Origin of the sequence: Kitasatospora sp. YST-16, from assembly GCF_026802215.1 — a bacterium.
Taxonomy (GTDB): Bacteria; Actinomycetota; Actinomycetes; order Streptomycetales; family Streptomycetaceae; genus Kitasatospora; species Kitasatospora cineracea.
Genome location: NZ_CP113837.1, coordinates 6311610 through 6334869 on the forward strand (window position 1 = coordinate 6311610; position 23260 = coordinate 6334869).

The window sequence follows — 23260 nt, forward strand, 5'->3', positions numbered from 1 at the left end:
GGAGCTGATGGACACCGGGCACCGGGTTTGTCAACCTTGTCGCATGGGCGAGCGAAACGATCAGCCACAGGGGCCGCACGCGGCGGAGGAGTCCGGCGCGCAGGAGATCGAGGCCACGGTGGTGCTGGGCCTGCGGATCACCGACTGGCCCGCGCTGCGGGCCGCCGCGCGGGCGGCCGTCGAGGAGTTGGAGTTCGACGGCATCGACCCCGAGGGCCAGCGGGCCCAACTGCTGCGCGAGGTCGCCGAGGACCCCAACGCGGCCCTCGGCGCGCTGCTCCACCCCGACCGGCTGGTGGCGTCGCTGCCCGGCATCGAGGCGCTCGGCGGCACCCTGGAGATCAGCGTCACCGACGACTTCGCCCCCGACTTCGCCGAGCTGTTCCCGCTCGACGACGACGGCGACACCGGCGACTGGACCCTCACCCCGCGCACCGCCTGCCTGCTGCACACCCAGCTGATCAGCCTCTCCGACGCCGCCTACGAGGACCTCGACGACCACGGCGACGACCCCGTCACCGTCGCCGACGAAGGCGACTGGACGGTCTTCGGCCGCCTCCAGCAGCGCACCTGGAACCTGCACCGCGGCTGGCGGCGCGCCTTCGCCCGGGCCTTCGACGACCTCGCCGACGACCTCGCCATCGGCGAGTGGCCGCTGCCCCGCTGCCCCGCCGAGGACGTCGCGCTGCGGCTGGCCCTGGCCGACGCCCGCGCCCTGCTCGGTGCCCAGCCCGAGTCGGTCGCCGACATGATGGGCGACCTGCCCGCCGACCTGTACGACTACGACTGGGACGGCTGCGCGGACGAACTGTTCGGCGTCTACGGCCCGGACGAGGAGGACGGCGACCTCGACGCGGGCCAGCGGATCGACCAACTCCTCGCCGCCACCCACCCCGAGGGCTGGTTCCTCGGCTACGAGGACGCCGAGGAACGCGACCCCGGCCGCGGTTACCGCCGCTGAACTGGCATGCTGAGGGGGTGAGCTCACCCTTCGACCTCCCCCCTCAGCAGCCCGCCGCCCCCGCCGTGGGCGGGCACGCCGAGGACCGCGACACCCGCCCGCAGTACGTCCTGCCGCTGGTGGTCCGGCTGGAGCGGACCGACCCGCCCGCCCGCACCGACGCGCTGGAGACCTCGGCGCGCGCCGTCCTCACCCTGCTCGCCGACCCCCGGGTCACCGAGCCGGACGGCGAGTGGGCCGAGCGGGTCGCCGCCTGGGAGGACGCCCGGATCCGCAAGGTGGTCCGGCGCGCCCGCGGCGGCGAGTGGCGCAGGGCGGGCGAACTGCCCGGCATCACCGTCACCGGCGAGCACGGCGCCGAGGTGCGGGTCTTCCCGCCGATCCCGCTGGACGGCTGGCCCAAGGAACTCGCCAAGCTCCAGGTCTCCGGCACCGACCTCGACGACCCCGAACCGCCCGGCCCCGCACCCGAGGGCCGCCCCGTGCTCTGGCTCAACCCCGACCTCGAGATGAGCGCCGGCAAGACCATGGCCCAGACCGGCCACGCCGCCCAGCTCGCCTGGTGGGAACTGGACGACGACCAGCGCGCCGAGTGGGCCGCCGACGGCTTCCCCCTCGCCGTCCGCACCGCCCCCGCCGCCGCCTGGCCCGCCCTCACCGACGGCCGCCTCCCGGTGGTCCGCGACGCCGGCTTCACCGAGATCGCCCCCGGCAGCTGCACCGTCGTCGCCGAGGTCGGCACCCGCCACTGAGCTCGAAAGCGTGCTGCCGGTCCGCCCGGTGACGTCGTCGTTCCCCCGCGGGACGGGGCGTCAGGCTCCCGCATCGTTCGTCGTCCGTGGTCGGAAGGGTGGTGGGAAGAACTGTGGTCGTCGCTGCTCGTCTCGTCACCACCATTGCCGCTCCGCTGGATCCGGCGTCCTCGGAGGCCCCGCGGGTCCTGCACTGGCCCGGCCGCAGGCTGCTCGTGCAGCGTGGTGACACCGAGGTGGTGGCCCTCGACCTGGACGCGTGCCTGGCCGGTCGGGCCTCCGAGGTCCGCTTCCCGGCGCCCTGGCCGCGCCGTTTCGGCACGGTGGCGGTGTCGCCGGGGCGGGACGCCGCGGTGTTCGCCGGTGTGCACGCGGTGCGTTCGGTGGAGGCGAGCGGTGCGACGCGCTGGGAGGTGCGGCACGGCTGCTGGTACGGCGGCTGCTCCCTCGCGCACTCGTCCTTCGACGAGTACGCGCTCGACGAGGACCACCGCTACGCCGACAGCGGCTCGGTCGCCGTCGGTGCGGACGGCGGGCTCGTCTGGGCCCACGTCCGCGCCCCGCTGGGCGGCGACGCGGGCGCGGAGGGCGACCAGGAACTGTGGGCGGTCCTGGACGCCGCGGACGGAAGGGTCCTGGGGCGGGTGGACACCATGACCGCGGCCTCCGGCTCCGAGCACACGCCGCATCCCGACCCGACGCGGATGGGACTGAGCGTCGGCGAGGGCGAAGAAGGCTCGCCCGCGCTGTGGGGGCGCTGGGACGGGCAGCGGTTGACCGCCGTGCAGATCGGGACCGAACTGGTCCTCCTCGCGGTGAGCCCGTCCGGCGGGCACCTCCTGACCGTCGACGTCGGGCAGTGGTCGCTCTCCCTGCACCGGGCGGAGGACGGCTCGCTCCTCCGGGAGCTGGACGCCCGGGACGCGGTGCCGCCGCACCCGCGAAGCACCGGGGAGGGCAGGGTGTACTGGGACTGCGACGCGGCCTTCGTGGACCAGGACACCATCGTCGCCGGGACCTCCGAGTGCGCCGCCCGGTACGGCGCCGCCCGCCACTGGCTGGTCGACGCACGGGGAACGGCCCTCCGCGGCGAGGTCTCCTACCCCTTCCCCGTCTCCGGTCCCGTCCGCTCCGCGGGGGACGGCGCGTGGTACACGGTCTCCGAGGACCGGACGTCCGTGCACCTGTGGAAGCCGGCCGGCGAGAACTGACTCCGGCCGGGCGGCGACCCGGCCGCCGACCTCCCCCGTCCCGGGTGCCGCGCGGCCGGGCCGGCGGTCAGTGCGCGCGCAGTTCGGTCCGGGCCAGGGCCGTCACCGAGAGCAGCAGGACCGCGGTGCCGAGCAGGGCGGCGGGGGTGAGCGGTTCGTCCAGGACGGCGGCGGCGAACACGGTGGCGCTGAGCGGTTCGATCAGGGCGACCACGGAGGCCGTCGCGGCCCGGATGACCGCCGCGCCCGCGAAGTACAGGGCGTACGCGAGGGCGGTCGGCACGGTGGCGAGGTAGCCGAGCAGCAGCAGCGTCGAGGGCAGCGAACCGGCGGCCGGGAGCGGGCCCTCGGCCAGGGCGAACGGGAACAGGCAGACCGCGCAGACCGCGAACGACCACAGGGTGGTGGCCGCCGGGTCGTCCGCGGCGCCGGTGCGCGCGGCCCGGTGCCGGGTGGCGACGGTGATCGCCGCGTAGCCCGCCGCCGAGGCCAACGCCCAGGCCAGGCCCGCCGGTTCGGCACCGCCGCTGCCGCCGGGGCCGCCGTCGCCGGAGCCGCCCAGCACCAGCACGCCCAGGCCGAGCAGCGCCCCGGCGACGGCGGCCAGACCGGCCCGGCCCAGCCGTTCGCCCATCAGCAGCCGCCCGCCGAGCGCCACCAGCACCGGCGCCGACCCGAGGGTGACCACGGTGGCCACGGCCAGCCCGGTGTGCCGGACGGCCAGGAAGTACGCGCTCTGGAACAGCGTCAGCCCCAGGCCGTTGAGCAGGATCCGGCCCGCGGCCGGGCGCGCGGCGGGGCGCCCCGCCCGGCGGGTGAACGGGCGCAGCGCCAGCAGCACGGCCGCGCCGCCGACCGAGCGCCAGAACGTCAGCGCGAGCGGGCCCAGGCCGCTGTGCCGGAACAGCAGCGCGGCCGCCGCCCCGGCGGTGCCCCAGGCGGTGGCGGCGAGGGCGACGTACAGCAGGCCCCGCCGCGCGGGCAGGGCGGAGGAATGCAACGAGGACACGGGTGGACTCCCGGAAAGCCGTCATGGTCGGTGGGCCACGGAAGCGGGCAGCACCGACCGGCCCGGGGCGGACGTCCACGGAGGGGACGGGCCCGGGCGGGCTCAGGAAGTGGCCGGCCGCCCGCTCAGCGAGCGGGAGGGGGCAGGACGCCGCGATGCATGCCCGCCACTGTACGCGAGCGCGCGCCCCGGCTCACGGGGCCGGGGCGAGGGTGGCGACCAGGTCGCCCGCGGCGAGGCGGCGCAGGGCGTCCGGGGCGGCGTCCAGCGGGCCCGGGTGCAGGCGGTACAGCTCGCCGTGGAGGCCGGGGGCACCGGCAGGTCGGCGTCCAGCAGGGCGAGGAACGCCCGCCGCCCGGCCAGCAGTTCGGGCAGCGGGACGGTGACCGGCGGGCCGTCCGGGGCGTGCCGCAGGCGCAGCCGCTCGGCGAACCCGCCCACCGGCTCGGCCGGTTCGCGCCGCCACCGCCGGACGGCGCCGTCCAGGCCGCGGACCAGCACCTCGCCGGTGGCGTGCGCGGCCCGGGCGCAGGCCACGTCCCACAGGGTGGCGCGCCGGTCCGGGGCGAAGTGGTCGAGCACGTCGCCGCACAGCGCGGCGATCGTGTCGCCGTGCCGGGCGACGCTGTGGTAGCCGCTGGTGGCCGTGGTGTTGAGGTCGGTCCAGGTGAAGCGGCGCTCCGCCAGGTCGACGATCAGCGGGACGGACACCTTGGCGTCCCCCGTCAGGTCCATCCGCTGGCGGACGGCCCGGGCCGACAGCGGGCTGCCGCCCGGGCGGGCGTCGTCCAGCCCGGCGAAGCCGGTGAACGCCTCCGGGAGGCGGTCGAAGGGCACGTCGTTGTAGCTGAACACGACCATCACCGCGTAGCGCGCCCCGGCGGCCTCCAGCGCGGCGAAGTCCAGGTCGACGAACTCGCTGGCGCCCTTCGGCGGCGGCGCCGAGACGTAGTCGCCGGAGTGCACGGCGGCGCGCCGACCGAACGTCAACTGCGTGTAGTCGCACCGGCCCCGGGAGTTCCAGCCGGCGTCGTACAGGGCCACCGACAGGTCCAGGTCGACGCGCTGCTGGTCCGGCTGCACCCAGTGCAGGAACAGCCGCAGCCGGTCGCCCGGCGGCAGCGGCAGCGTGCTGCCGCGCGGCACCGACACCAGCGCGCGGGACGCCGAACGCTCCGCGAACGGCACCGCCAGGCCCGTCAACGCCTCGTCCAGCAAAGCGACTTCGGGCGGCTCGGGCAGCGTCGCGGCGGACCGCCGGAGCAGCTCCGCCTCGATCGCGGCGACCACCGGGGCGCTGGAGCGGGCCGGGACGACGGTGCCGTGGTCCTCCCGGCCGTACGCCAGCGAGACCAGCCCGCGCGGGAAGTAGAGCCGCCGCTCGCCCGCGGTGCGCGGCCCGCGCAGCCGGCCGTACGCGCCGAGCAGCGGGCCCGGGCCGACCGCGGGCAGCGCCCGGGCCAGCGCCGCCGACAGTGCGGCGGGCGGCGGCGCGCCGGGCTCCATGATCTCGTGCACCCGCAGCAGGTGGTGCAGGCGGCGCACCAACTCGCCCGGCCGGTGCGCGAGTTCGGCCAGCGCGCCGGGGCGTCGCCGACCGCGAGCAGGGACTCCACCCGGGCGGCGAAACCGGTGTGCGCCAGCCGGCGGCGGCCGCGCACCCGCTCCACCCGCAGCGGTGCGGGCGGCTCGGCGAGGCCGGGGGCAGCGGTGGCGGCGTCCAGGTCGGTGCCGCGCAGCAGCGCGAACGCCGCCGCGGCAGAGGGGAATTGACGGGCGTGCTCGAAGGGGTGCAGCAACTCGCCGACCCGCAGCCAGGGTTCGCGGTGGCGGCGGAGGTCCTCGGCCAGCGAGGCGGCGGGCAGCGCGTCCAGCACGCCCAGCAGGCCGCGGCGCAGCGGCCGGGGCAGGTTGCGCAGCCGCAGCCGGCGGGCGGTGGCCGGCAGCAGGTCCGGTTCGGCGCCGGAGTGCGCCCACAGCAGGCGCAGCACGTCGGTGGCGGTGGTGAGCCGCTCGGCCAGCACCGGCAGCGCCGATGCGCCCTCGCGGCGCAGCAGTTCGGCCAGCGCCAGCGCCTTGGTCTCGCGGACCGGGATCTCGGCGGGCAGCAGCGCCGCCAGGTCCGCCGGGGCGTGCGCCAGCAGGGTGGCCAGGTCGTCGCGGTCCTGCGGGTTCAGCGCCGTCCGGCGGGTCAGCAGGCCCGTCAACTCGGCCAGCGCGGCCGTGGTCTCGTCCTCGTTCAGCAGCCGCAGCGGGCGCAGCACCGAGCCGCGCGGCTCCCGCGGCTCCTTGTCCCCCTTGCGCGGCGGGGCCTGCTCGCGCACCGTCTTGCGCTTGCCGCCGAACAGGAACGGGTGGACGGCCAGCGCCGTCCCGCAGGACGGGCAGTGCGGCGGGCCGTCCTGCGCGTCCAGGCAGTCCGGGCAGAGCAGGTGCGCGCACGGGGCGAGCAGCCCGATGCCGACCTCGGCGCCGCGCCGCCCGCAGCGGGCGCACGGCTGGTGCGGCTGGCTGCGCAGGAACGCCCGCATCCGGCGGCTGTGGTGCAGCTGCGCGACCTCCGGCACCGCGTCCGGGAAGCGGCGGAACAGCGGGGTGTGCTCGCGGTCGGTGCCCAGCAGGTGGTCGATCCGGGCGAGCAGCGCACCGCCCAGCTCGGCCAGCCGCAGCGGCGCCAACCGGGCCAGCGCGGCGCGCAGTTCGACGGTCGGCAGGTAGCCGCGGTTCGCCAGGTCGGCGTCCAGCGCGGTCAGCCCGCGCAGGCTCCACGGGTCGGCGGCGGGCAGCAGGTCGGCCGGGTCGACCGCGACGGCGGTGCGGCGGCGGAGCAGGAAGGAGCCGAGGTCGAGGTCGACGCGGACGTCGAACGTCACCGGGAGGGCTCGGGGCATGCGGAAGGAACCCCCAGGGGGAGGCGGAAGACGAAGAAGCGGGCGGAGAGGGGGCGCGCTGGTTCTTTTCGGAAAAGGGAGAAGGAAGCACGCCGCGGAGCCGCCCGCGACCGCCACCCTAGGGCCGATGCATCTGCGCGCACCAGCGAATTAACCGCGGCCCGGCTGTCGGCCGCCGGCCGGCCGTCTCAGGCCGGGTAGGCGTGGGTCTGGGTGGCCTTGACGGCGGCCCAGACGCGGGTGCCGGGGGTGAGGTCGAGGTCGGCGGCGGCGGTGGGGGTGAGGTCGGCGGCGAGCGGGAGGGGGCCGGTGAGGTCGACGCGGAAGCGGTCGCCGTGCAGGTCGAGGCCGGCGACGGTGCAGGGGAAGAGGTTGCGGGCGCTGGTCTCGGGGCGGTGGCGGTGCAGGGTGACCGCGTCGGGCGGGAAGGCGACGAACGCGGGGCCGGTCAGGTCCTCGTCGGTGGCCAGCACCGGGCCCTCGGGGAGGGTGACCCGGCGGCCGTCGGCGGTGCCCTGGTAGAGGTTGAGGCCGACCAGCCGGGCGATGTAGTCGGTGCGCGGGTGGCGGGCGACCTCGGCCGGGCGGCCGGTCTGCACCACCCGGCCGGACTCGATGACGACGAGGCGGTCGGCGAGCACCATGGCGTCCAGCGGGTCGTGCGTGACCAGCACCGCGACGGCCTCGAACTCGGCGAGGTGGCGCCGGAGTTCGGCCCGCACGTCGAGCCGGGTGCGGGCGTCCAGTGCGGCCAGCGGCTCGTCCAGCAGCAGCAGCCGGGGCCGGACGGCCAGGGCGCGGGCCAGGGCGACGCGCTGGGCCTGGCCGCCGGAGAGCTTCGCGGGGCGGTGCCCGGCGTGCTCGGCCAGGCCCATCCGCTCCAGCCAGGGCAGGGCCCCGGCCCGGGCGGCGGCCCGGCGCAGGCCGCGGGCGCGCAGGCCGAAGGCGACGTTGTCGAGCGCGGACAGGTGCGGGAAGAGCAGGTAGTCCTGGAAGACCACGCCGATCGGCCGCTGCTCGGCGGGCCGGAACACGCCGTCCGCGGGGCAGTCCAGCGCGGTGCCGTCCAGGCGCAGGTGCCCGTCGGTGAGCGGCAGCAGTCCGGCCAGCGCGCGCAGCGCCGTCGACTTGCCGGCGCCGTTCGGGCCGAGCAGGGCGAGCACCTCGCCGGGCTCGGCGGCCAACGGCACGTCCAGGGCGAACGTGCCGCGGGAGACGCGGAGTTCGGCGTCCAGGGCGGGGGTGGCGGGCTGCTGCGCAGCGGGGTTCGTCACGGGGTGGACATCCAGCGGTCGCGCAGTCCGGCGAGGACCGCGATGGACACGGTGAGCAGGATCAGGCTGAGCGCGATCGCCGCCTCCGGGTCGGACTCCATGGCCAGGTAGACGGCCAGCGGCATGGTCTGGGTCCGGCCGGGGAAGTTCCCGGCGAAGGTGATGGTCGCGCCGAACTCGCCCAGCGCCCGGGCCCAGGCCAGCACCGCGCCCGCCCCGATGCCCGGGGCGACCAGCGGCAGGGTGACCCGGCGGAACGCGGTCAGCCGGGAGGCGCCCAGGGTGGCCGCGGCCTCCTCGTAGCGCGGGTCGGCGGCGCGCAGCGCGCCCTCCACGCTGATCACCAGGAACGGCATGGCGACGAACGCCTCGGCGATCACCACCCCGGTGGTGGTGAACGGCAGGGTGATGCCGGTCCAGGCGTCCAGCCATCGGCCCAGGATGCCGTTGCGGCCGAGCACCAGCAGCAGCGCCACGCCGCCGACCACCGGGGGCAGCACCAGCGGCAGCGTCACCAGGGCGCGCACCAGGCGCCGTCCGGGGAACTCGGTGCGGGCCAGCAGCCAGGCCAGCGGCACGCCCAGCACCAGGGCGACGCCGGTGGCCAGGGTGGCCGAGAGCAGCGAGAGCCGGAGCGCCTGCCACACCTCGGTGCCGGTCAGCAGGTCGGGCAGCGCACTCCACGGGGCCCGCACCAGCAGGCCGAGCAGCGGCAGCACCAGGAAGGCCAGGCCGAGCAGCGCGGGCAGCAGCAGCGCGGCGGGGACCCGCCCGGACCCCCGGGGCCGCCGCCGGCCCCGGGGGTGTGGTGCGGGAGTGGTGCGGGGGGTGCTCGCCCGGGTCACGGCGTCTGGAAGCCGGCCTCGGTGAGCACCCGGCGGGCGTCCGCGGAGCCGACGTAGCCGAGGAACGCGGCCGCGCCGTTGCTGTTGGGCGCCTTGGCCAGGGCGGCGATCGGGTAGTCGTTGACGGCCTTCTCGGCCTCGGGGAAGTTCACGCCCTCGATCTTGGCAGAGTCGGCCTTGACGTCGGTCCGGTACACCAGCGACGCGTCGACCTCGCCCAGTTCGACCTTGGTCAGGGCGCCCTTGACGTCCTGCTCGTAGGTGGCGGGGGTGAGCTGCACGCCGGCCGCGTTCAGCGCGGTGACGGCGGCGGCGCCGCACGGCACCTCCTTGGCGCACAGCGCGGTCTTGACGCCGGTGAGGTCCTTCAGGCCGGTGATCTTCTTCGGGTTGCCCTTGGCGACCGCGATCTCCAGGGTGTTGCGGACGAACACCGCCGGGTCGCCGCCGGTCAGCTTGGCGTCGGTGACGGTCTTCATGGTGGCCGGGCTGGCCGCGGCGAACACGTCCACCGGGGCGCCGGAGACGATGCTCTGGGCCAGCGCGGAGGAGCCGCCGAAGTTGAAGGTCACGGTGGTGCCCGGGTAGGCCGCCTCGAAGCGCTTGCCCAGCTCGGTGAAGGACTCCTTCAGCGAGGCCGCCGCGAACACCGTCACGCTGCCCTTGACCTCGGGGCGGACGGGCGCGGAGCTGTTCGAGGCGGAGCCGCTGCCGGAGCTGCTGCACGCCGTCAGGCCGGCCGCGAGGGCGAGGACGGCGGAGGCGGCGAGGAGTCGTCTGACGCTGCGCATGGATGGTTTCCCCTGGTCGTGGTGGGCGGTGGCGGTTCGTGGCGGGCGAGGGTGGGGTGCGATCAGGTGATCATAGTGCCGCAGCTGCGGGGTCCAATGCTGCTGTCTCATCGCACAAGCGACCTTAAGACGAACTTAAGGGTTGCATGTGCAATGCCTCAAGGCCCCGGCGGGGGCGGACCTGGCCCGGGGGCGTGCGCCCTCGCGTCGGTCCGCCGGGCCGGGGGATACTGACGCGGTTTCAGCGAACCGCCGCCGAACGGGGGTTCGCCCGCCGACGGAGGGGATCCCATGACCGCCACCCGCGTGCCCGGCCCGCCCGGGCTGCCGCTGATCGGCTCGCTGCTCGACCTCAGGCGCGACGCGCTCGGCACCTACCTCGCCGCCCACCGCGACCACGGCGACGTGGTCCGGGTGCAGGCCGGGCCGCCCGGGTTGCGGGCCGAGCTCTGGATGGTCTTCTCCCCCGAGGGCGCCCAGCAGGTGCTGGCCACCGAGGCCGCCAACTTCCGCAAGGACAACGTCTTCTACGGCGAGATCCGGGAGAGCTTCGGCAACGGCCTGCTCACCGCCCAGGACGCCGACTACCTGCGCCAGCGCCGCCTGGTCCAGCCGCTGTTCACCCGCCGCCGGGTCGACCAGTACGCCGACGCGATCGGCACCGAGACCGCCGCGCTGGCCGCCCGCTGGGCCGCCGAACCCGGTTGCACCGTCGACCTCGGCGAGGAGATGAACCGCTTCGCGCTGCGCACCGTCGCCCGGATCCTGTTCGGCCAGGACGTCGAGGAGGCGGTCGAGACCGTCCACCACGCCTTCCCGGTCCTGAACGGCTTCGTCCGCGACCGCGGCTTCTCCCCGCTGCGGCTGCCCCGCGAGTGGCCGCTGCCCGGACACCGCAAGGCGCTCGCCGCCGAACGCGCGCTGTACGAGGTGTGCGACGGCATCATCGCCCGCCGCGCCACCGAGGGCCGCAGCGGCGACGGGGACGGGGACGGCGGGGCGGACGACCTGCTCGGGCTGCTCGCCGCCGCCCGCGGCGAGGACGGCGAACGGCTGGACGCCACCGAACTGCGCGAACAGGTGCTGATCTTCCTGCTGGCCGGCCACGAGACCACCGCCACCTCGCTCACCTTCGCCCTGCACCTGCTCGGCAAGCACCCCGAGCAGCAGGCCCTGGCCCACCGCGAGGCCGCCGGCCTGCTCGCGGACGGCCGCCGCCCCACCGCCGCCGACTACGCCGGACTCCCGTACCTGACCCGGGTGCTGAAGGAGACCATGCGGCTCTTCCCGGCCGCCCCCTCGATCGGCCGGCGGGCCGTCGCGGCCACCACGGTGGGCGGCGTCGAGATCCCGGCCGGCGCGGACGTGCTGGTCGCCCCCTACGTGACGCACCGCCACCCCGCGCACTGGGAGGACCCGGAGCGCTTCGACCCCGACCGCTTCACCCCCGAACGCGAGGCCGCCCGGCACCGCTACGCCTGGTTCCCGTTCGGCGGCGGCCCGCGGGCCTGCATCGGCCAGCACTTCTCGATGCTGGAGTCGGTCCTCTCGCTGGCCGTCCTGCTGCGCGACTTCGAGGTCGCCGCCGTCGACCGCGACGTCCCGCTCGGCCAGGGCATCACCCTGGAACTGCACGGCCCGGTCCGGGTCTCCCTGACCCCGCGCGGCCAGTAGTCCGGGGGGCGTCAGTGGGTGAGGCGGGCCAGGCACAGGGTGTACGAGGTGCTGCCCTTCTCCACCCAGTAGCCGACCTCGGCCTCGGGGACCGCCTTGCAGGCGCTGGTGGTGGAGGTGGAGAACCGGCCCACCACCCGGAAGTCGGCGTCGGAACTGCCGCAGTCGACGACCGAGACGTCCGGGGAGGAGGTGGTCCCGCTGTTGTGGACGCAGTCGCCGACGGCGGCGTACTCCGGGTCCTGCTGGACGCCGTAGACGATCGCGCCGACGACCGCCAGCGGCACCAGCAGGCCGAGGACCTGCGGCCGCAGGTACAGCGGACGGCCGGTGGGCATGGGCGTGCCCGGGGCGCCCGGGACGGGGGCCGGGAGCTTCCGGAGCTTGAGCCAGGTGACCAGGTTCATCAGCATGGTGACCGGGTTGATCACCATGGACGCGACGCCCCACCAGCCCTGCCACAGGCTGTTCGCGGTCATCCGCCGGACGGTCGCCGTCCCGCAGTCCCGGCAGAACGGGCCGGGCAGGCGCAGGAACCTCATCATCACCAGGAATCCCTGGTGGCCGCGGACCGTGGCCTCCACGGCGGGCATCGAACCGCAGAAGCGGCAGAACGGGCCCGGGTGGAAGCCGGGCCCGGCGGGCGCTCCCCCGGGCCGGGCTCGGCGCCCGCGGGCGGCGCGGACGGGGCGGCGGACGGGGGCGGAACGGGTACGGACACGGAGTTCCTCCGGCAGGGCGCGCGGACGGCGCGCGGGGAAGCGGAAAGGGGGAACCGTCGGCTCCGGGCGGCAGCGGAACTCCGCTGCGCCGCGCGACGGTTCGCCGGAGAGTAGCGGCTCCGAAGGACAACCCGCACACCGGTTCCGCGCGCGCGTTCGATCCGGCGCGCGCCGGGAGGCCCCGGAGGGCGGCGGCGAGGGCGTGATGCAAGGGCGCGCACCGGGGCGCGCGGAGCGCGGGAGGGCGGTGGGAGGCATACGCCGCCGGACCATTCGAGCACACAACCCCCACCACGCGTGGTGCTTTTCACATCTTCCGGTGACCATTCATCAACTCTGGGTAGCGTCCACGATTCCTGGACCGCAAGAGCTCGGCGAGCGGCACCCGCACCCCTCGCAGGAGGCACCCGATGGGATCGATGGACCATTTCAGTTTCGGCTGGCTGACGCCGCTGCTCTCCTACGCGATGGCCTGCGTCGGCGCCGCCCTCGGCCTGCGCTGCACCCTGCGCGCGCTGTCCGCCACCGGCGCCTCCCGCCGCAACTGGCTGCTCACCGCGGCCGCCGCGATCGGCTCCGGGATCTGGACGATGCACTTCGTCGCCATGTTCGGCTTCAGCGTCGACGGCACCGACCTGCGCTACGACGTCCCGCTGACCATCCTCAGCCTGCTGGTGGCGATCGCCGTGGTCGGCCTCGGCGTGTTCGTGGTCGGCTACGGCCGCCACCGCGGCCGCAGCCTGCTGCTCGGCGGCCTCACCACCGGCGTCGGCGTCGCCGCCATGCACTACCTGGGGATGTCCGCCGTCCGGATCCACGGCGAACTGCGCTACCAGGCCGGCACGGTGGCGCTGTCCGTGCTGATCGCCGTCGGCGCCGCCACCGCCGCGCTGTGGGCCGCCGTCACCATCCGCAACGTGTACGCGGCGGCCGCCGCCGCGCTCGTCATGGGCGTCGCCGTCAGCTGCATGCACTACACCGGCATGGCCGCCGTGCACATCCACATGGAGCCCGCCCGCACCGGGCTCGGCGGCGCCACCCCGATGCAGTTCGTCTTCCCGCTCGCCGTCGGGCTCGGCTCCTTCCTCTTCCTCACCTCCGCCTTCGTCGCGCTCTCCCCGACCGCGCAGGAACGCGCCGCCTACCGCGAGGCCGGCGAACTCGCCGTCGAGGACCTCGGCCGCGCCGCCTGAGCCCCGCCGCCCGCCCGCCCCGACGACCCCGTGAAAGGCCGCCCCACACCCATGCGCGCAAGCCGAGGCACCTCCCGCAGCGGACCGCCCGCCCCCAGCACCCCGCGCGGCCCCGCCCGCACCCGGCCCGGCGCGCCCCGGCGCGGCGCCCACGCCGGGCCGCCCGCCGACGAGACCCCGCTCACCGCCCCGGCGCCCGCCCGGCCCGGCCTGCGGCCGCGCACCGTCCGGGCCCGGATCGTCGCCGTGCTGATGGTCCCGGTGGTCTCCGTGATGGCGCTGTGGGCGTTCGCCACCGTCACCACCGCGGGCGACGTCTGGGACCTGCTGCGGATCAAGAACGTCGACACCACCCTGCGCACCCCGCTGGACCGCACCGTCGCCGCCCTGCAGGCCGAACGGGCCGCCGCCGGACAGCTCCTGGCCGCCCCCGGCCCCGACCAGGAGGCCGCGCTGCGCAGCACCGCCCAGGACACCGACCGGGCCGCCGCCCCGCTCACCCTGGCCCCCGGCTACAACCGCGCCGACGCCGAGGGGCTCGGCCCCGAGGCGGCCGGCCGCCTCGACACCCTCGGCCGCGCCGTCGCCGCCCTCCCCGCGCTGCGCACCCGGCTGCTCGACCGCAGCGTCCCGTGGAGCGACGCCTACACCGTCTACACCGCCGCCGTCGACGAGGCCCTCGCCGCCACCGGCTCGCTCACCGCGCTGCAGGACCACCGGGTCGCCGCCGACGCCCGGGTGCTGCTCGAGTTCGCCCGCTCCCGGGAGCAACTCGCCCGCGAGGACGCCCTGGTGCGCGCCGCCCAGCGCAGCGGACAGCTCACCGAGGCCCAGTACCGGCAGATCGTCGGGGCCGGCTACGCCCGCGCCCAGTTCGAGCAGACCGCCGCCCCCGACCTGCGCCCCGCCGACCGCACCGCGCTGGCCGCCGTCACCGGCGGGCCGGAGTACCAGGAACTGCGCCGCTACGAGGAGACGCTGCTGGACGCCGCCGACCCGCGCGGCGCGCTCGCCGCCATCCCCGGCACCCGCTGGGCCGCCGCCGCCGACGCCACCGCGCACGCCCTGGCCGACCTCGAACGGCAGGCCGGCACCACCGCCGCCGAACGGTCCGACCCGTACGCGCTGGGCCTGTTCACCACCTCCGGCGCCACCGTGCTGCTCGGCCTGTTCGCCGTCCTCGGCTCGCTGCTGGTCTCGGTCCGGATCGGCCGCGGCCTGGTCGCCGAACTGCACGCCCTGCGCAACTCCGCCCTCGAACTGGCCGGCCGCAAACTCCCGGACACCATGCGGCGGTTGAGGTCCGGCGAGGAGGTCGACGTGGACGCCGAGGTGCCGCCGCGCGAGCACGGCGGCGACGAGATCGGCCAGGTCCACCACGCCCTCGACAGCGTCCAGCGGGCCGCCGTCACCGCCGCCGTCGAACGCGCCGAGGTGCTCTCCGGCGTCTCCGGCGTCTTCGTCAACCTGGCCCGCCGCAGCCAGGTCCTGGTGCACCGCCAACTCACCCTGCTGGACGCCATGGAGCGCCGCACCGAGGACCCGGCCGAACTCGACGACCTGTTCAAGCTCGACCACCTCACCACCCGGATGCGCCGCCACGCCGAGGGCCTGATCATCCTCTCCGGCGCCGCCCCCGGCCGCGCCTGGCGCAAGCCCGTCCCGCTCACCGACGTGGTCCGGGCCGCCGTCGCCGAGGTCGAGGAGTACGCCCGGGTCGACGTCCACCGCCTCCCGTACGCCGCCGTCACCGGCCCCGCCGTCGCCGACCTCACCCACCTGGTCGCCGAACTCGTCGAGAACGCCACCGGGTTCTCGCCCCCGCACACCAAGGTCCAGATCCGCGGCGAGCAGGTCGGCAACGGCTACGCCCTGGAGATCGAGGACCGCGGCCTCGGCATGGGCCCCGAAGCGCTCTCCGACGCCAACCGGCGGATCGACGCCAGCGACCAGGTCGACCTCTTCGACAGCGACCGGCTCGGCCTGTTCGTGGTCAGCCGGCTCGCCAAACGGCACGGCGTCAAGGTCTCGCTGCGCCCCTCCGCGTACGGCGGCACCACCGCGATCGTGCTGCTGCCGCTCGACCTGCTCGACCTGCGCGAGGCCGAACCCCGGCCGGACGAACGGGAGCCGGCCACCGTGCCGGAACTCCCGCCGACGGTGCGGCCGCCGTCCCAGGCGCTCGCCGCACCCCGGCCCCGGCCCGGGCCCCGCTCGCCCCGCCGCCGCGCCCGCCCGCCGCCGCGGTGCAGCCGCACCCGCCCGTGCAGGCGCTGCCCTCGCTGGCCGTCCCCGCCGGGCAGGACGACGAACTCCCGCGCCGGGTGCGGCAGGCCAGCCTCGCCCCGCAGCCGCGCGACACCCCGCAGCCGCCCCGCCCCGGGCTGCGCCCCGCCGGACCCGCCGACCGCGACCCCGAACAGGCCCGCACCGCGATGACCGCCTTCCAGCGCGGCTGGCAGCGCGGCCACGCCCACCCGGCCACCGACCACCCCGCCGCCGGCGTCGGCGACTTCGACCGCCCCGCCACCGACCACCCCGCCACCGACCGCGGCGACTTCGACAGAGGAGAGCGCTACCGATGATCGGCACCACCCGCCAGAGCGGCGAACTCAACTGGCTCCTCGACGAGTTGACCACCCGGACGGCCCGGGTCAGGTTCGCCGTCATGCTCTCCGCCGACGGGCTGCCGATGGGCAACTCCACCGGCCTCGGCCGCGAGGACGCCGAACACCTGGCCGCCGTCGCCTCCGGCTTCCACAGCCTGGCCAAGGGCGCCGGGCGCCACTTCGAGGCGGGCGAGGTCCGCCAGACCATGGTCGAACTGGAACGCGGCTACCTGTTCGTCGCCGCCGCCGGACAGGGCTCCTGCCTGGCCGTCTTCGCCGAACCCGACGCCGATCTCGGCCTGGTCGCCTACGAGATGGCCCGCCTGGTCCGCCGGGTCGGCGAACACCTGCACGCCGCCCCGCGCGGCTACTGACCGAGGCCGCGCGCCCACCGTCCGGCCCGAAAGCCCAGGAGAAGGAGGGGAGTTGGCCGATGGCCTACCCGCCCCGGGAGTACCTGCCCGGCACCCCGTTCGGCTACCCGCCGCCGCCCGACCGCCCCGTCCAGTGGTACGACGAGGACGCCGGGCCGATGGTCCGCCCCTACGCGCTCACCAAGGGCCGCACCCGCCCCGGACAGCCCTTCGACCTGATCGCGCTGGTCGTCACCGACGTCCCCGACCCGACCGTGCTGCCGGTCGGCCCCGAGCAGACCGCCATCCTGGAGATCTGCCGGGGTAACGCGCTGTCCGTCGCCGAGATCGCCGCCGACCTCGACCTGCCGCTCGGCGTGGTCCGGGTCCTGCTCGGCGACCTCCTCGACGCCGAACACATCCGGGTCAGCCGCCCCGTCCCGCCGGCGCTGCTCCCGCACGAACACATCCTCCAGGAGGTCATCCATGGGCTCCGCGCCCTCTGACAGCGCCGACCTGGCCCTGAAGATCCTGGTCGCCGGCGGCTTCGGCGTCGGCAAGACCACCCTGGTCGGGGCCGTCAGCGAGATCAAACCCCTGCGCACCGAGGAGCAGTTGACCGCCGCCGGCACCCACGTCGACGACCTCGGCGGGGTGGAACGCAAGACCACCACCACCGTCGCCATGGACTTCGGCCGGATCACCATCCGCGACGGCCTGTCCGTCTACCTGTTCGGCACCCCCGGCCAGGACCGGTTCTGGTTCCTCTGGGACGAACTCGCCCAGGGCGCCCTCGGCGCGGTCGTCCTCGCCGACACCCGCCGCCTCACCGACTGCTTCCCCGCCGTCGACTTCTTCGAGCACCGCGGCATCCCCTTCGTGGTCGCCGTCAACCACTTCGAGGGCAGCCGCGCCTTCCGCCCCGAGGACGTCTCCCGGGCCCTCGACCTCGACCCCGCCACCCCCGTGGTGCCCTGCGACGCCCGCGCCCGGGCCTCCGGCAAGGACGTCCTGATCAGCCTGGTCGAACACGCCGGGAAGGTGCACGCGGCCCGGGTCCTGGCCCAGGCCCGCAGCTGACGCACCCACCGCCCGCCCCGGGCGGGCCTCAGCCGTGCACCTCCGGCGGGAGCACCCGCCGCGGCAGCGGCCGGTCCCAGGTGCCGAGGCGTCCGACCAGGACCCGACGGGCCAGGACCCGGACCTCGTCCCAGCCGGGATCGGCCGCCAGCGCGTCCGCCCAGTGGCCGGGGCCGCCGCGGGCCGCCTCGTCGCAGCGCCGTCCGATCTCCGCCATGTCCCGCAGGGCCGCGGGTTCGAAGGCCCCCCGGTCCGCCATCCCCGCCGCGAGCCGGAACCCGAACCCGGCCTCCTCGGCGACCGCGGCCGTCCGCACCCGGTGCGCGCGGGCCCACGCCGACTGGTCGGACGGGTCGGCGGCGAGGAAGGCCAGCAGCGGCTCGATCCAGCGCTGCCAGTGCTCGGTGTCGGGGCTCATGGCGGAAGGATGCCAGCAACCCCGCCGCACCCGCCCGCCGCCCGCTGTCTGCCCGCCCGCCCGGCTCCGAGTTGAGTAGCATGACCGGCGTGTTCCCCACCCGCGACTAGGACCCCGCACCGCGACCGCCCGCCGCACCCGGCGCCGCGGTCGCTCCGGCGTCCCCGTCCACCGGCGCGCCGCGCGCGCCACTCCCGTTGAGGAACCACCCCACCGTGTCCGCGTCCTACCTCGCCGTGCTGCGCGCCCCCGGCGCCGCCCGGCTGCTCCCGGCCGCCCTGCTCGGCCGCCTCTCCTACGGCACCCTCCCGCTCTCCCTGCTGCTCGCCACCGCCGCCGGCACCGGCTCCTACCCGCGGGCCGGCTGGCTGACGGCCCTGTTCTCGGCGGTCAGCGTGCTGCTCTTCCCGACCCGCGCCGGACTGGTCGACCGGTACGGTCCGCGCCGCACCCTGCCCCCGATGGCCGCCGGGTACGCGGCCGTCCTGCTCGCCCTGGCCGCCGCCACCTGGCGCCCCGGCACCCCCTACCCGGTGCTGCTGGCCCTCGCCGCCGCCGCGGGCACCCTCGCCCCGCCGCTCGGACCGGTCACCCGGGCCCAGTGGAGCGTCCTGGCCGCCGACCCCGAACTGCGCCGCCGGGCCTACAGCCTGGACACCGTCGCCGAGGAACTCCTGTACGTCACCGGCCCGTTGCTGGCCGGCCTGCTCGCCGCCGCGGCCCGCCCGGCCGCCGGAATCCTGCTCAGCGCCGCCCTCGCCCTCGGCGGGACGCTCGCCCTGGCCGCCGTCGCCCGCCCGGTGACCGCCACCGGGACGGCCGCCCCGCGGGCCCGCACCGGCACCCGGCACCTGCTCGGCCGGGCCCGCCAGCCGCTCGCCGCCGCCGCGGGCGCCGGGGCGGGCCTGGCCGCGTTCTCGCTGCTCGCGGTGGTCTTCGCCGGACGCCACGGCAACCCCGCCGACGTCGCCTGGGTCGAGGCGGCCCTCGCCGCGGGCAGTGCGACCGGCGGGCTCCTCCTCGGCGCCGCCGACTGGCGCGCCCCCGCCGCCACCCGCCTCACCGTCCTGACCGCGGCCCTCACCGCCGCCCTCGCCCTCACCGCCCTCGCCCCCGCCCTCCCGGCCCTGACCGCCGTCGCCGCCCTGGCCGGCCTCGCCGTCGCCCCGACCCTCACCACCGCCTACCTCCTCACCGACGAACTCGCCGCCCCCACCGAGCGCACCCGCGCCGGAGCCTGGGTCAACTCCTCCTTCAACGCCGGAAGTTCCACCGCCACCGCCCTCACCGGCACCCTCCTCGGCCACCTCCCCCTCACCACCTGCCTGCTCCTGACCGCGACCCCGCCCCTGGCCGCCCTCGCGGTGCGGCGGCGGGCGTAGTTCTTTCCGGCGTGAAGGGGCGTGCCGGTGGCGGTCGTCACCTGCTGGGTGCGGGGCCCGCCGTCGGAACTCCTCGCCGCGCGGGCGATGAGTTGCGGCGGCGGGCCCCGTCCGACCTGGTATGAACCGCATCATCACTGACAGCCCGAACCGGGACCGGTGCGCCGTCGGGGCGTCCCGCCCGGCCCGCGACTTCGCCGAGGTGGCCCGATGAGTACCGTCGAGGTGAACGGGACGCGGCTCGGCGTCGAGGTGTTCGGCGACGGCGGCGGCGGCGCGCCGCCGGTGCTGCTGGTGGGGGCGCCGACGATGCTCTCCTGGCCCGACGCGCTGTGCGAGCGCCTGGCGGCGGGCGGACGCCGGGTGCTGCGCTACGACCTGCGGGACAGCGGGGAGTCGGCGACGGCCGATCCGGCGGCGCCCGCCTACACGCTGCGCACCCTCGCTGCCGACGCGGCCGCCCTGGCCGGGACGCTCGGCGGGAGCCGGGTGCACCTGGCGGGTGTCGGGGTCGGCGGGATGGTCGCGCAGGTGGCCGCGCTGGAGCACCCCGGCGCGTTCTCGGCGCTGACCCTGGTCGGCACCCGCCCGGTCGCCCCCGGCCCGGTCGACGGCGACCTGCCCGACCACCACGGCCCGACCGTGAAGCGGCTGTTCGCCCGTCCGCAGCCGGACTGGACCGACCGCGCGGCGGTCGCGGAGTTCGCGGCAAACGGCGCGGAGATCCGCGGCGACGACCCCGCCGCCGCCCGCGCCACCGCCGCCCGGATCTGGGACCGCACCCCCGCCGGCGCGGCCGCCCCCGTCCACCTGGCCAACCAGCTGGGCATGGTCTTCGCCCGCCTCGACTGCACCCCCCGCTGGCGCGAACGCCTCCCCGCGCTCGACCTTCCCGCCCTGGTCGTCCACGGCCGCCGCGACCGCTTCTTCCCGCTCGGCAACGGCGAGGCCCTGGCCCGCGAGATCCCCGGCGCCCGCCTCCTGGTCCTGGACGACGCCGCGACCGCCCTCCCGCCCCCGGCCGCCCCCGAGGTCGCCGCGGCCATGCTCGCCCTCGACCGGCCCTGACCGGGGCGGGCGGCTACGGCCCCGGCACCGCGCGCGTCAGCACACGGGCGTGCCCGGTGTCGGGGTCGCCGGAGAAGAACAGCCCCACCCCGCCCTGCCGGTCGCGTCCGCCTGCCACCGGGAGTCTCCCGTTCCGGGCCCGCGCGTGGGGGCAGAGACACCCCGTCAGCTGAACTGGACGCGTTCAACTTCCCTGGGGCGGCGGCGCAGCAGGCGTTCGGCGGCGGCCAGGTTGAGGAGCCAGGAGGCCCAGGCGCCGGAGGTGTAGACGGTGGCGGGGGAGAGGGGGTGGGGGTGAGCAGGAGGAGCCAGAGGCGGAAGGTGACGGCGGTGAACATCAGGGCGTAGGAGCGGAGCATCCAGCGGCGGTGGGCGGGGACGCGGCCGTGGCGGGCGTGGTGCAGGCCGAGGGCGGTGGTGGTGAGGGTGAGCAGGGCGAGGGCGGTGAAGCCGAGCGGGGCGAGGGGCGGGTGGAGGCCGTGCGGGGCGATCAGCAGGCCGCCGAGGCCGGTCGCGGCGGCGGCCAGGACGTAGAGGCGGCCGGTCCAGCGGTGCACGGCGGGGCGGCGGGCGCGCAGGCCGGGGAGGAACTGGGGCAGGCCGGCGACGAGCGCGGTGACGCCGCCGCCGATGTGCAGCAGCAGCGGGGCGAGGTGGGCGAGGTAGACGGTGCGCTGGTCGGCGAGGAAGGTGTCGGGGTCGAGGGTGAAGTAGCGGGCGGAGACGGCGGCGACGAGCAGCGCGAGGACGGCGACGGCGGTCCGGCCGGCCCGGTGCAGGGCGCGCGGCCGTCCGGCGGGCGCGGGCGGTTCGGTCGGCGGGGGTATCTCGGCGGGGTCGAACGGTCCGGCGGACGTGGGCAGTTCGGTCGGGGCGGCCGGTGCCGGTTCGGCCGGGGCGGGGCGGTGGGGTGTCATGCCGGGGACGCTACGGAGCGGCCGCGGCCCGCGGCGTCCCCCCGGCGGGGGCGGCCGGCGTACCCCAGCGGGGGTAGCGACCCTGCTCCGTCCCCGAGAGCGGTGGACGCCGGGGTCGGGGGCGGGCCGGGTTCGGGTAGGTTCTGCCCGGCCGCCGGGGGTTCGGCCCGGTACCCGCCCACCAGCACCGAGGACACCGCACGATGCTGCTCACCGTCGCCGACCGGCTCGGACTCCCCGTGCTCGCCCGCTGGCTGGACCGGCTCCCGGCCCCGCTCGCGGACGCCGCGCCCGCCGTCGTGCTGGGCGCGGCGATGCTGGTCGAACGGCTCGGGGCGGCGGCCCGGATCGGCGGCCGGATGCCGGTCGCGCTGGCCCTGACCGTCCTGCTGGCCCTCCCGGTGGCCCTGCGCCGCCGCGCCCCGATGGCCGCCTACCTGGTGGCGACGCTGGCGCTGACCGCCGAGGCGCAGCTGGTCTCGCCGAGCCCGGTCTCGCCGTACGCCAACCTGCTGGGCGCGTACGCCGCGGGCCGGTACGGGGGCCGCGGCCGGGCCGGGTGGGGGCCGCCGCTGGTGGTGGCGGGAGTGGCGGGGTACTTCGCCGGGCAGGACGTCGAGGTGGTGATGCCGGTGGGCCTCCTCGCGCTGTGGCTGGCGGTGTGGACGTACGGCTGGACGGAAGCGCGCCGGCTGGCCGCGCAGGCGGTCGAACGGCGGCGGGCCCGGGCCGAGTTGCTCGCCGAGGAGCGGACCAGGATCGCCCGCGAGGTGCACGACCTGCTCGGCCACTCGCTGAACCTGATGCTGGTGCAGGCCGGCGCCGCCCGGCGGCTGCTCGACCGCACCCCCGACCGCAGCCGCGAACTGCTGCTGGAGGTCGAGCGGACCGGCAACGACGCGCTCGGCGAACTCGACCGCGTGCTGGGCCTGTTGCGCGGCGCCCCGCCCCAACTCCCGGACGGCGCACCGTCCGTCGAGCCGGGCCTCGACCAACTCCCTTACCTGGCAGAGCGGATGGGCCGGGCCGGGCTGGCCGTCGACCTGCACCGCGACACCCCGCCGCTGCCCGCCGAACAGGACCGCTGCGCCTACCGGGTGGTCCAGGAGGCGCTGACCAACGCGCTGCGGCACTCCGGCGCCGGGCGCGCCGCCGTCCGGGTGGTGCGGCAGGACGGCGCCACCGTGGTGGAGGTCGCCGACGACGGCTCCGGCCCGCCGCCCGGCCACAGCCCCGGCCGCGGCCTGACCGGCATCGCCGAGCGCGCCGCCCGCCTGCACGGCAGCGCCGAGCACGGGCCGGGCCCGGACGGCGGCTTCCTGGTCCGGGTCACCCTCCCCGCCGGGCCGCGGCGGTGAGCGCCCCGGCCGCCGGCCCGGTCCGGGTGCTGATCGCCGACGACGACCCGCTGCTGTGCGCCGGACTCGCCGTGGTGCTGGGGACCGCCGACCGGATCGAGGTGGTCGCCCGGGCCGAGGACGGGCTGCGGGCCGTCGAACTCGCCCGCGCCCTGCGGCCCGACGTGGTCCTGATGGACGTCCGGATGCCCGGCTGCGACGGCATCGAGGCGACCCGGCGGCTGGCCGGGACGGGCGTGCGGGTGCTGGTGCTGACCACCTTCCGGCACGACGAGTACGTGTGGGGCGCGCTGCGGGCCGGGGCGGCCGGGTTCCTGCTCAAGCGGGCCTCGCCGGAGCGGCTGATCGACGCGGTGCACGCCGTCGCCGCGGGCGAGGCCGTCCTCGACCCGGCCGTCACCCGGGACCTGCTCGGCCACCTGCTGGCCGCCCCCGCCCCGCAGCCGCCGCCGGACGCCGGCGGCCCGCTGGCGGCGCTCACCGCCCGTGAGCGGGAGGTGCTGCGGCTGGCCGCCGACGGGCACCCCAACGAGGAGATCGCCGCGCTCCTGCACCTCGCCGAGTCCACCGTGAAGACGCACGTCAAACGGATCCTCGGCAAGCTCGGCGCGCGCGACCGCTCGCAGGCGGTGGCCGCCGCGTACCGGCACGGGCTGATGGACCCGCAGCCGTACCGGCCGGCCGGACCCGGCCTTCCGTGACACTCCGCCACTGACGGGGTGTCAGGGGAACGCGCCGGTACGGTCGTACAT

General features: G+C 76.7%; 22 protein-coding genes and 1 pseudogene. 14 read left to right on the forward strand and 9 right to left on the reverse strand.

All coding sequences use genetic code 11. From position 1 onward, the window contains the following. Nucleotides 1–43: 43 nt before the first annotated feature. The 3 genes from OU787_RS28490 (at nt 44) to OU787_RS28500 (ending at nt 2924) form a co-directional block, all read left to right on the forward strand. Complete coding sequence (locus OU787_RS28490) at nt 44–961, forward strand: hypothetical protein (RefSeq protein WP_051817634.1); 918 nt, start codon at nt 44–46, stop codon at nt 959–961. A gap of 17 nt (nt 962–978) precedes the next feature. Next, a complete protein-coding gene (locus OU787_RS28495) occupies nt 979–1713 on the forward strand; it encodes an aminoacyl-tRNA hydrolase (protein ID WP_030463160.1) in 735 nt (244 codons plus the stop codon). 101 nt (nt 1714–1814) lie between these two features. After that, on the forward strand, nt 1815–2924 hold the full coding sequence (locus OU787_RS28500; protein ID WP_268661073.1) for a hypothetical protein: 1110 nt from the start codon (nt 1815–1817) through the stop codon (nt 2922–2924). Nucleotides 2925–2991: 67 nt separating this feature from the next. Here the strand turns inward: OU787_RS28500 and OU787_RS28505 are convergent, their stop codons facing one another. The 6 genes from OU787_RS28505 to modA form a co-directional block, all read right to left on the reverse strand. Beyond that, complete coding sequence (locus OU787_RS28505; protein ID WP_268661074.1) at nt 2992–3933, reverse strand: DMT family transporter; 942 nt, start codon at nt 3931–3933, stop codon at nt 2992–2994. A gap of 102 nt (nt 3934–4035) precedes the next feature. Continuing rightward, complete coding sequence (locus tag OU787_RS28510) at nt 4036–5223, reverse strand: TerD family protein (protein WP_268661075.1); 1188 nt, start codon at nt 5221–5223, stop codon at nt 4036–4038. Continuing rightward, on the reverse strand, nt 5133–6824 hold the full coding sequence (locus OU787_RS28515) for a hypothetical protein (RefSeq protein ID WP_268661076.1): 1692 nt from the start codon (nt 6822–6824) through the stop codon (nt 5133–5135). The genes OU787_RS28510 and OU787_RS28515 overlap by 91 nt, the downstream gene beginning before the upstream one ends. Nucleotides 6825–7012: 188 nt before the next feature. Next, a complete protein-coding gene (locus tag OU787_RS28520) occupies nt 7013–8098 on the reverse strand; it encodes an ABC transporter ATP-binding protein (RefSeq protein ID WP_030463164.1) in 1086 nt (361 codons plus the stop codon). Then, nucleotides 8095–8943, reverse strand: a complete 849-nt coding sequence (locus OU787_RS28525; protein WP_268661077.1) for an ABC transporter permease — start codon at nt 8941–8943, stop codon at nt 8095–8097. The genes OU787_RS28520 and OU787_RS28525 overlap by 4 nt, the downstream gene beginning before the upstream one ends. Then, nucleotides 8940–9734, reverse strand: a complete 795-nt coding sequence (gene modA / locus OU787_RS28530) for a molybdate ABC transporter substrate-binding protein (RefSeq protein ID WP_030463166.1) — start codon at nt 9732–9734, stop codon at nt 8940–8942. The genes OU787_RS28525 and modA overlap by 4 nt, the downstream gene beginning before the upstream one ends. A gap of 291 nt (nt 9735–10025) precedes the next feature. Between modA and OU787_RS28535 the strand changes: the two genes are divergently transcribed. After that, entirely contained in the window at nt 10026–11408 is a 1383-nt protein-coding gene (locus OU787_RS28535) for a cytochrome P450 (RefSeq protein ID WP_268661078.1), read from the forward strand. 11 nt (nt 11409–11419) lie between these two features. Here the strand turns inward: OU787_RS28535 and OU787_RS28540 are convergent, their stop codons facing one another. After that, nucleotides 11420–11992 (reverse strand): LppU/SCO3897 family protein, encoded by a 573-nt coding sequence (locus OU787_RS28540; protein WP_268661079.1) that lies wholly within the window; start codon nt 11990–11992, stop codon nt 11420–11422. 548 nt (nt 11993–12540) lie between these two features. On the opposite strand from OU787_RS28540, the gene OU787_RS28545 reads away from it, so the two are divergent. From OU787_RS28545 to OU787_RS28570, 6 genes are read left to right on the forward strand one after another with little or no spacing between them, the layout of a single operon-like run. After that, on the forward strand, nt 12541–13323 hold the full coding sequence (locus OU787_RS28545; protein WP_030463169.1) for an MHYT domain-containing protein: 783 nt from the start codon (nt 12541–12543) through the stop codon (nt 13321–13323). A gap of 51 nt (nt 13324–13374) precedes the next feature. Next, complete coding sequence (locus tag OU787_RS28550) at nt 13375–15762, forward strand: sensor histidine kinase (protein WP_268661080.1); 2388 nt, start codon at nt 13375–13377, stop codon at nt 15760–15762. Beyond that, the gene (locus tag OU787_RS28555; protein ID WP_268661081.1) at nt 15759–15908 is read left to right on the forward strand and encodes a hypothetical protein; all 150 of its coding nucleotides are present in this window, start codon (nt 15759–15761) and stop codon (nt 15906–15908) included. The genes OU787_RS28550 and OU787_RS28555 overlap by 4 nt, the downstream gene beginning before the upstream one ends. Then, a complete protein-coding gene (locus OU787_RS28560) occupies nt 15905–16306 on the forward strand; it encodes a roadblock/LC7 domain-containing protein (protein WP_030462186.1) in 402 nt (133 codons plus the stop codon). Before OU787_RS28555 ends, OU787_RS28560 begins: the two co-directional genes overlap by 4 nt. Before the next feature lie 59 nt (nt 16307–16365). Further along, nucleotides 16366–16791, forward strand: a complete 426-nt coding sequence (locus OU787_RS28565; RefSeq protein WP_227480715.1) for a DUF742 domain-containing protein — start codon at nt 16366–16368, stop codon at nt 16789–16791. After that, nucleotides 16772–17365 carry a GTP-binding protein gene (locus OU787_RS28570; RefSeq protein ID WP_030462184.1) on the forward strand — a complete coding sequence of 198 codons (594 nt, stop codon included), beginning with the start codon at nt 16772–16774 and terminating at the stop codon, nt 17363–17365. The genes OU787_RS28565 and OU787_RS28570 overlap by 20 nt, the downstream gene beginning before the upstream one ends. Nucleotides 17366–17393: 28 nt before the next feature. On the opposite strand, the gene OU787_RS28575 is transcribed toward OU787_RS28570, so the two are convergent. Further along, a complete protein-coding gene (locus tag OU787_RS28575) occupies nt 17394–17783 on the reverse strand; it encodes a hypothetical protein (RefSeq protein ID WP_268661082.1) in 390 nt (129 codons plus the stop codon). A gap of 215 nt (nt 17784–17998) precedes the next feature. Between OU787_RS28575 and OU787_RS28580 the strand changes: the two genes are divergently transcribed. Both OU787_RS28580 and OU787_RS28585 read left to right on the forward strand, forming a co-directional pair. Further along, nucleotides 17999–19165 (forward strand): MFS transporter, encoded by a 1167-nt coding sequence (locus OU787_RS28580; RefSeq protein WP_268661083.1) that lies wholly within the window; start codon nt 17999–18001, stop codon nt 19163–19165. 210 nt (nt 19166–19375) lie between these two features. Beyond that, nucleotides 19376–20233: an alpha/beta fold hydrolase gene (locus OU787_RS28585; RefSeq protein WP_268661084.1), complete on the forward strand. Its 858-nt coding sequence runs from the start codon at nt 19376–19378 to the stop codon at nt 20231–20233. A 308-nt stretch (nt 20234–20541) separates the two neighbouring features. Here OU787_RS28585 and OU787_RS34920 read toward each other — a convergent pair. Beyond that, nucleotides 20542–21150, reverse strand: a pseudogene (locus tag OU787_RS34920) (DUF2306 domain-containing protein); the annotation flags it as partial. A gap of 203 nt (nt 21151–21353) precedes the next feature. Here OU787_RS34920 and OU787_RS28590 point away from each other — a divergent pair. Both OU787_RS28590 and OU787_RS28595 read left to right on the forward strand, forming a co-directional pair. Next, the gene (locus OU787_RS28590) at nt 21354–22508 is read left to right on the forward strand and encodes a sensor histidine kinase (RefSeq protein ID WP_268661085.1); all 1155 of its coding nucleotides are present in this window, start codon (nt 21354–21356) and stop codon (nt 22506–22508) included. Beyond that, the gene (locus OU787_RS28595; RefSeq protein WP_268661086.1) at nt 22505–23209 is read left to right on the forward strand and encodes a response regulator; all 705 of its coding nucleotides are present in this window, start codon (nt 22505–22507) and stop codon (nt 23207–23209) included. The genes OU787_RS28590 and OU787_RS28595 overlap by 4 nt, the downstream gene beginning before the upstream one ends. The last annotated feature ends 51 nt before the right edge of the window (nt 23210–23260 follow it).

What these genes read in the sequence shown, in the direction of transcription:
- OU787_RS28555 (WP_268661081.1), top strand. Translation starts at nt 15,759, where the DNA reads ATGACCGCCTTCCAGCGCGGCTGGCAGCGCGGCCACGCCCACCCGGCC.
- OU787_RS28490 (WP_051817634.1), top strand. Translation starts at nt 44, where the DNA reads ATGGGCGAGCGAAACGATCAGCCACAGGGGCCGCACGCGGCGGAGGAG.
- OU787_RS28575 (WP_268661082.1), bottom strand. Translation starts at nt 17,783, where the DNA reads ATGAGCCCCGACACCGAGCACTGGCAGCGCTGGATCGAGCCGCTGCTG.
- OU787_RS28515 (WP_268661076.1), bottom strand. Translation starts at nt 6,824, where the DNA reads ATGCCCCGAGCCCTCCCGGTGACGTTCGACGTCCGCGTCGACCTCGAC.
- OU787_RS28585 (WP_268661084.1), top strand. Translation starts at nt 19,376, where the DNA reads ATGAGTACCGTCGAGGTGAACGGGACGCGGCTCGGCGTCGAGGTGTTC.
- modA (WP_030463166.1), bottom strand. Translation starts at nt 9,734, where the DNA reads ATGCGCAGCGTCAGACGACTCCTCGCCGCCTCCGCCGTCCTCGCCCTC.
- OU787_RS28535 (WP_268661078.1), top strand. Translation starts at nt 10,026, where the DNA reads ATGACCGCCACCCGCGTGCCCGGCCCGCCCGGGCTGCCGCTGATCGGC.
- OU787_RS28565 (WP_227480715.1), top strand. Translation starts at nt 16,366, where the DNA reads ATGGCCTACCCGCCCCGGGAGTACCTGCCCGGCACCCCGTTCGGCTAC.
- OU787_RS28545 (WP_030463169.1), top strand. Translation starts at nt 12,541, where the DNA reads ATGGGATCGATGGACCATTTCAGTTTCGGCTGGCTGACGCCGCTGCTC.
- OU787_RS28570 (WP_030462184.1), top strand. Translation starts at nt 16,772, where the DNA reads ATGGGCTCCGCGCCCTCTGACAGCGCCGACCTGGCCCTGAAGATCCTG.
- OU787_RS28550 (WP_268661080.1), top strand. Translation starts at nt 13,375, where the DNA reads ATGCGCGCAAGCCGAGGCACCTCCCGCAGCGGACCGCCCGCCCCCAGC.
- OU787_RS28560 (WP_030462186.1), top strand. Translation starts at nt 15,905, where the DNA reads ATGATCGGCACCACCCGCCAGAGCGGCGAACTCAACTGGCTCCTCGAC.
- OU787_RS28590 (WP_268661085.1), top strand. Translation starts at nt 21,354, where the DNA reads ATGCTGCTCACCGTCGCCGACCGGCTCGGACTCCCCGTGCTCGCCCGC.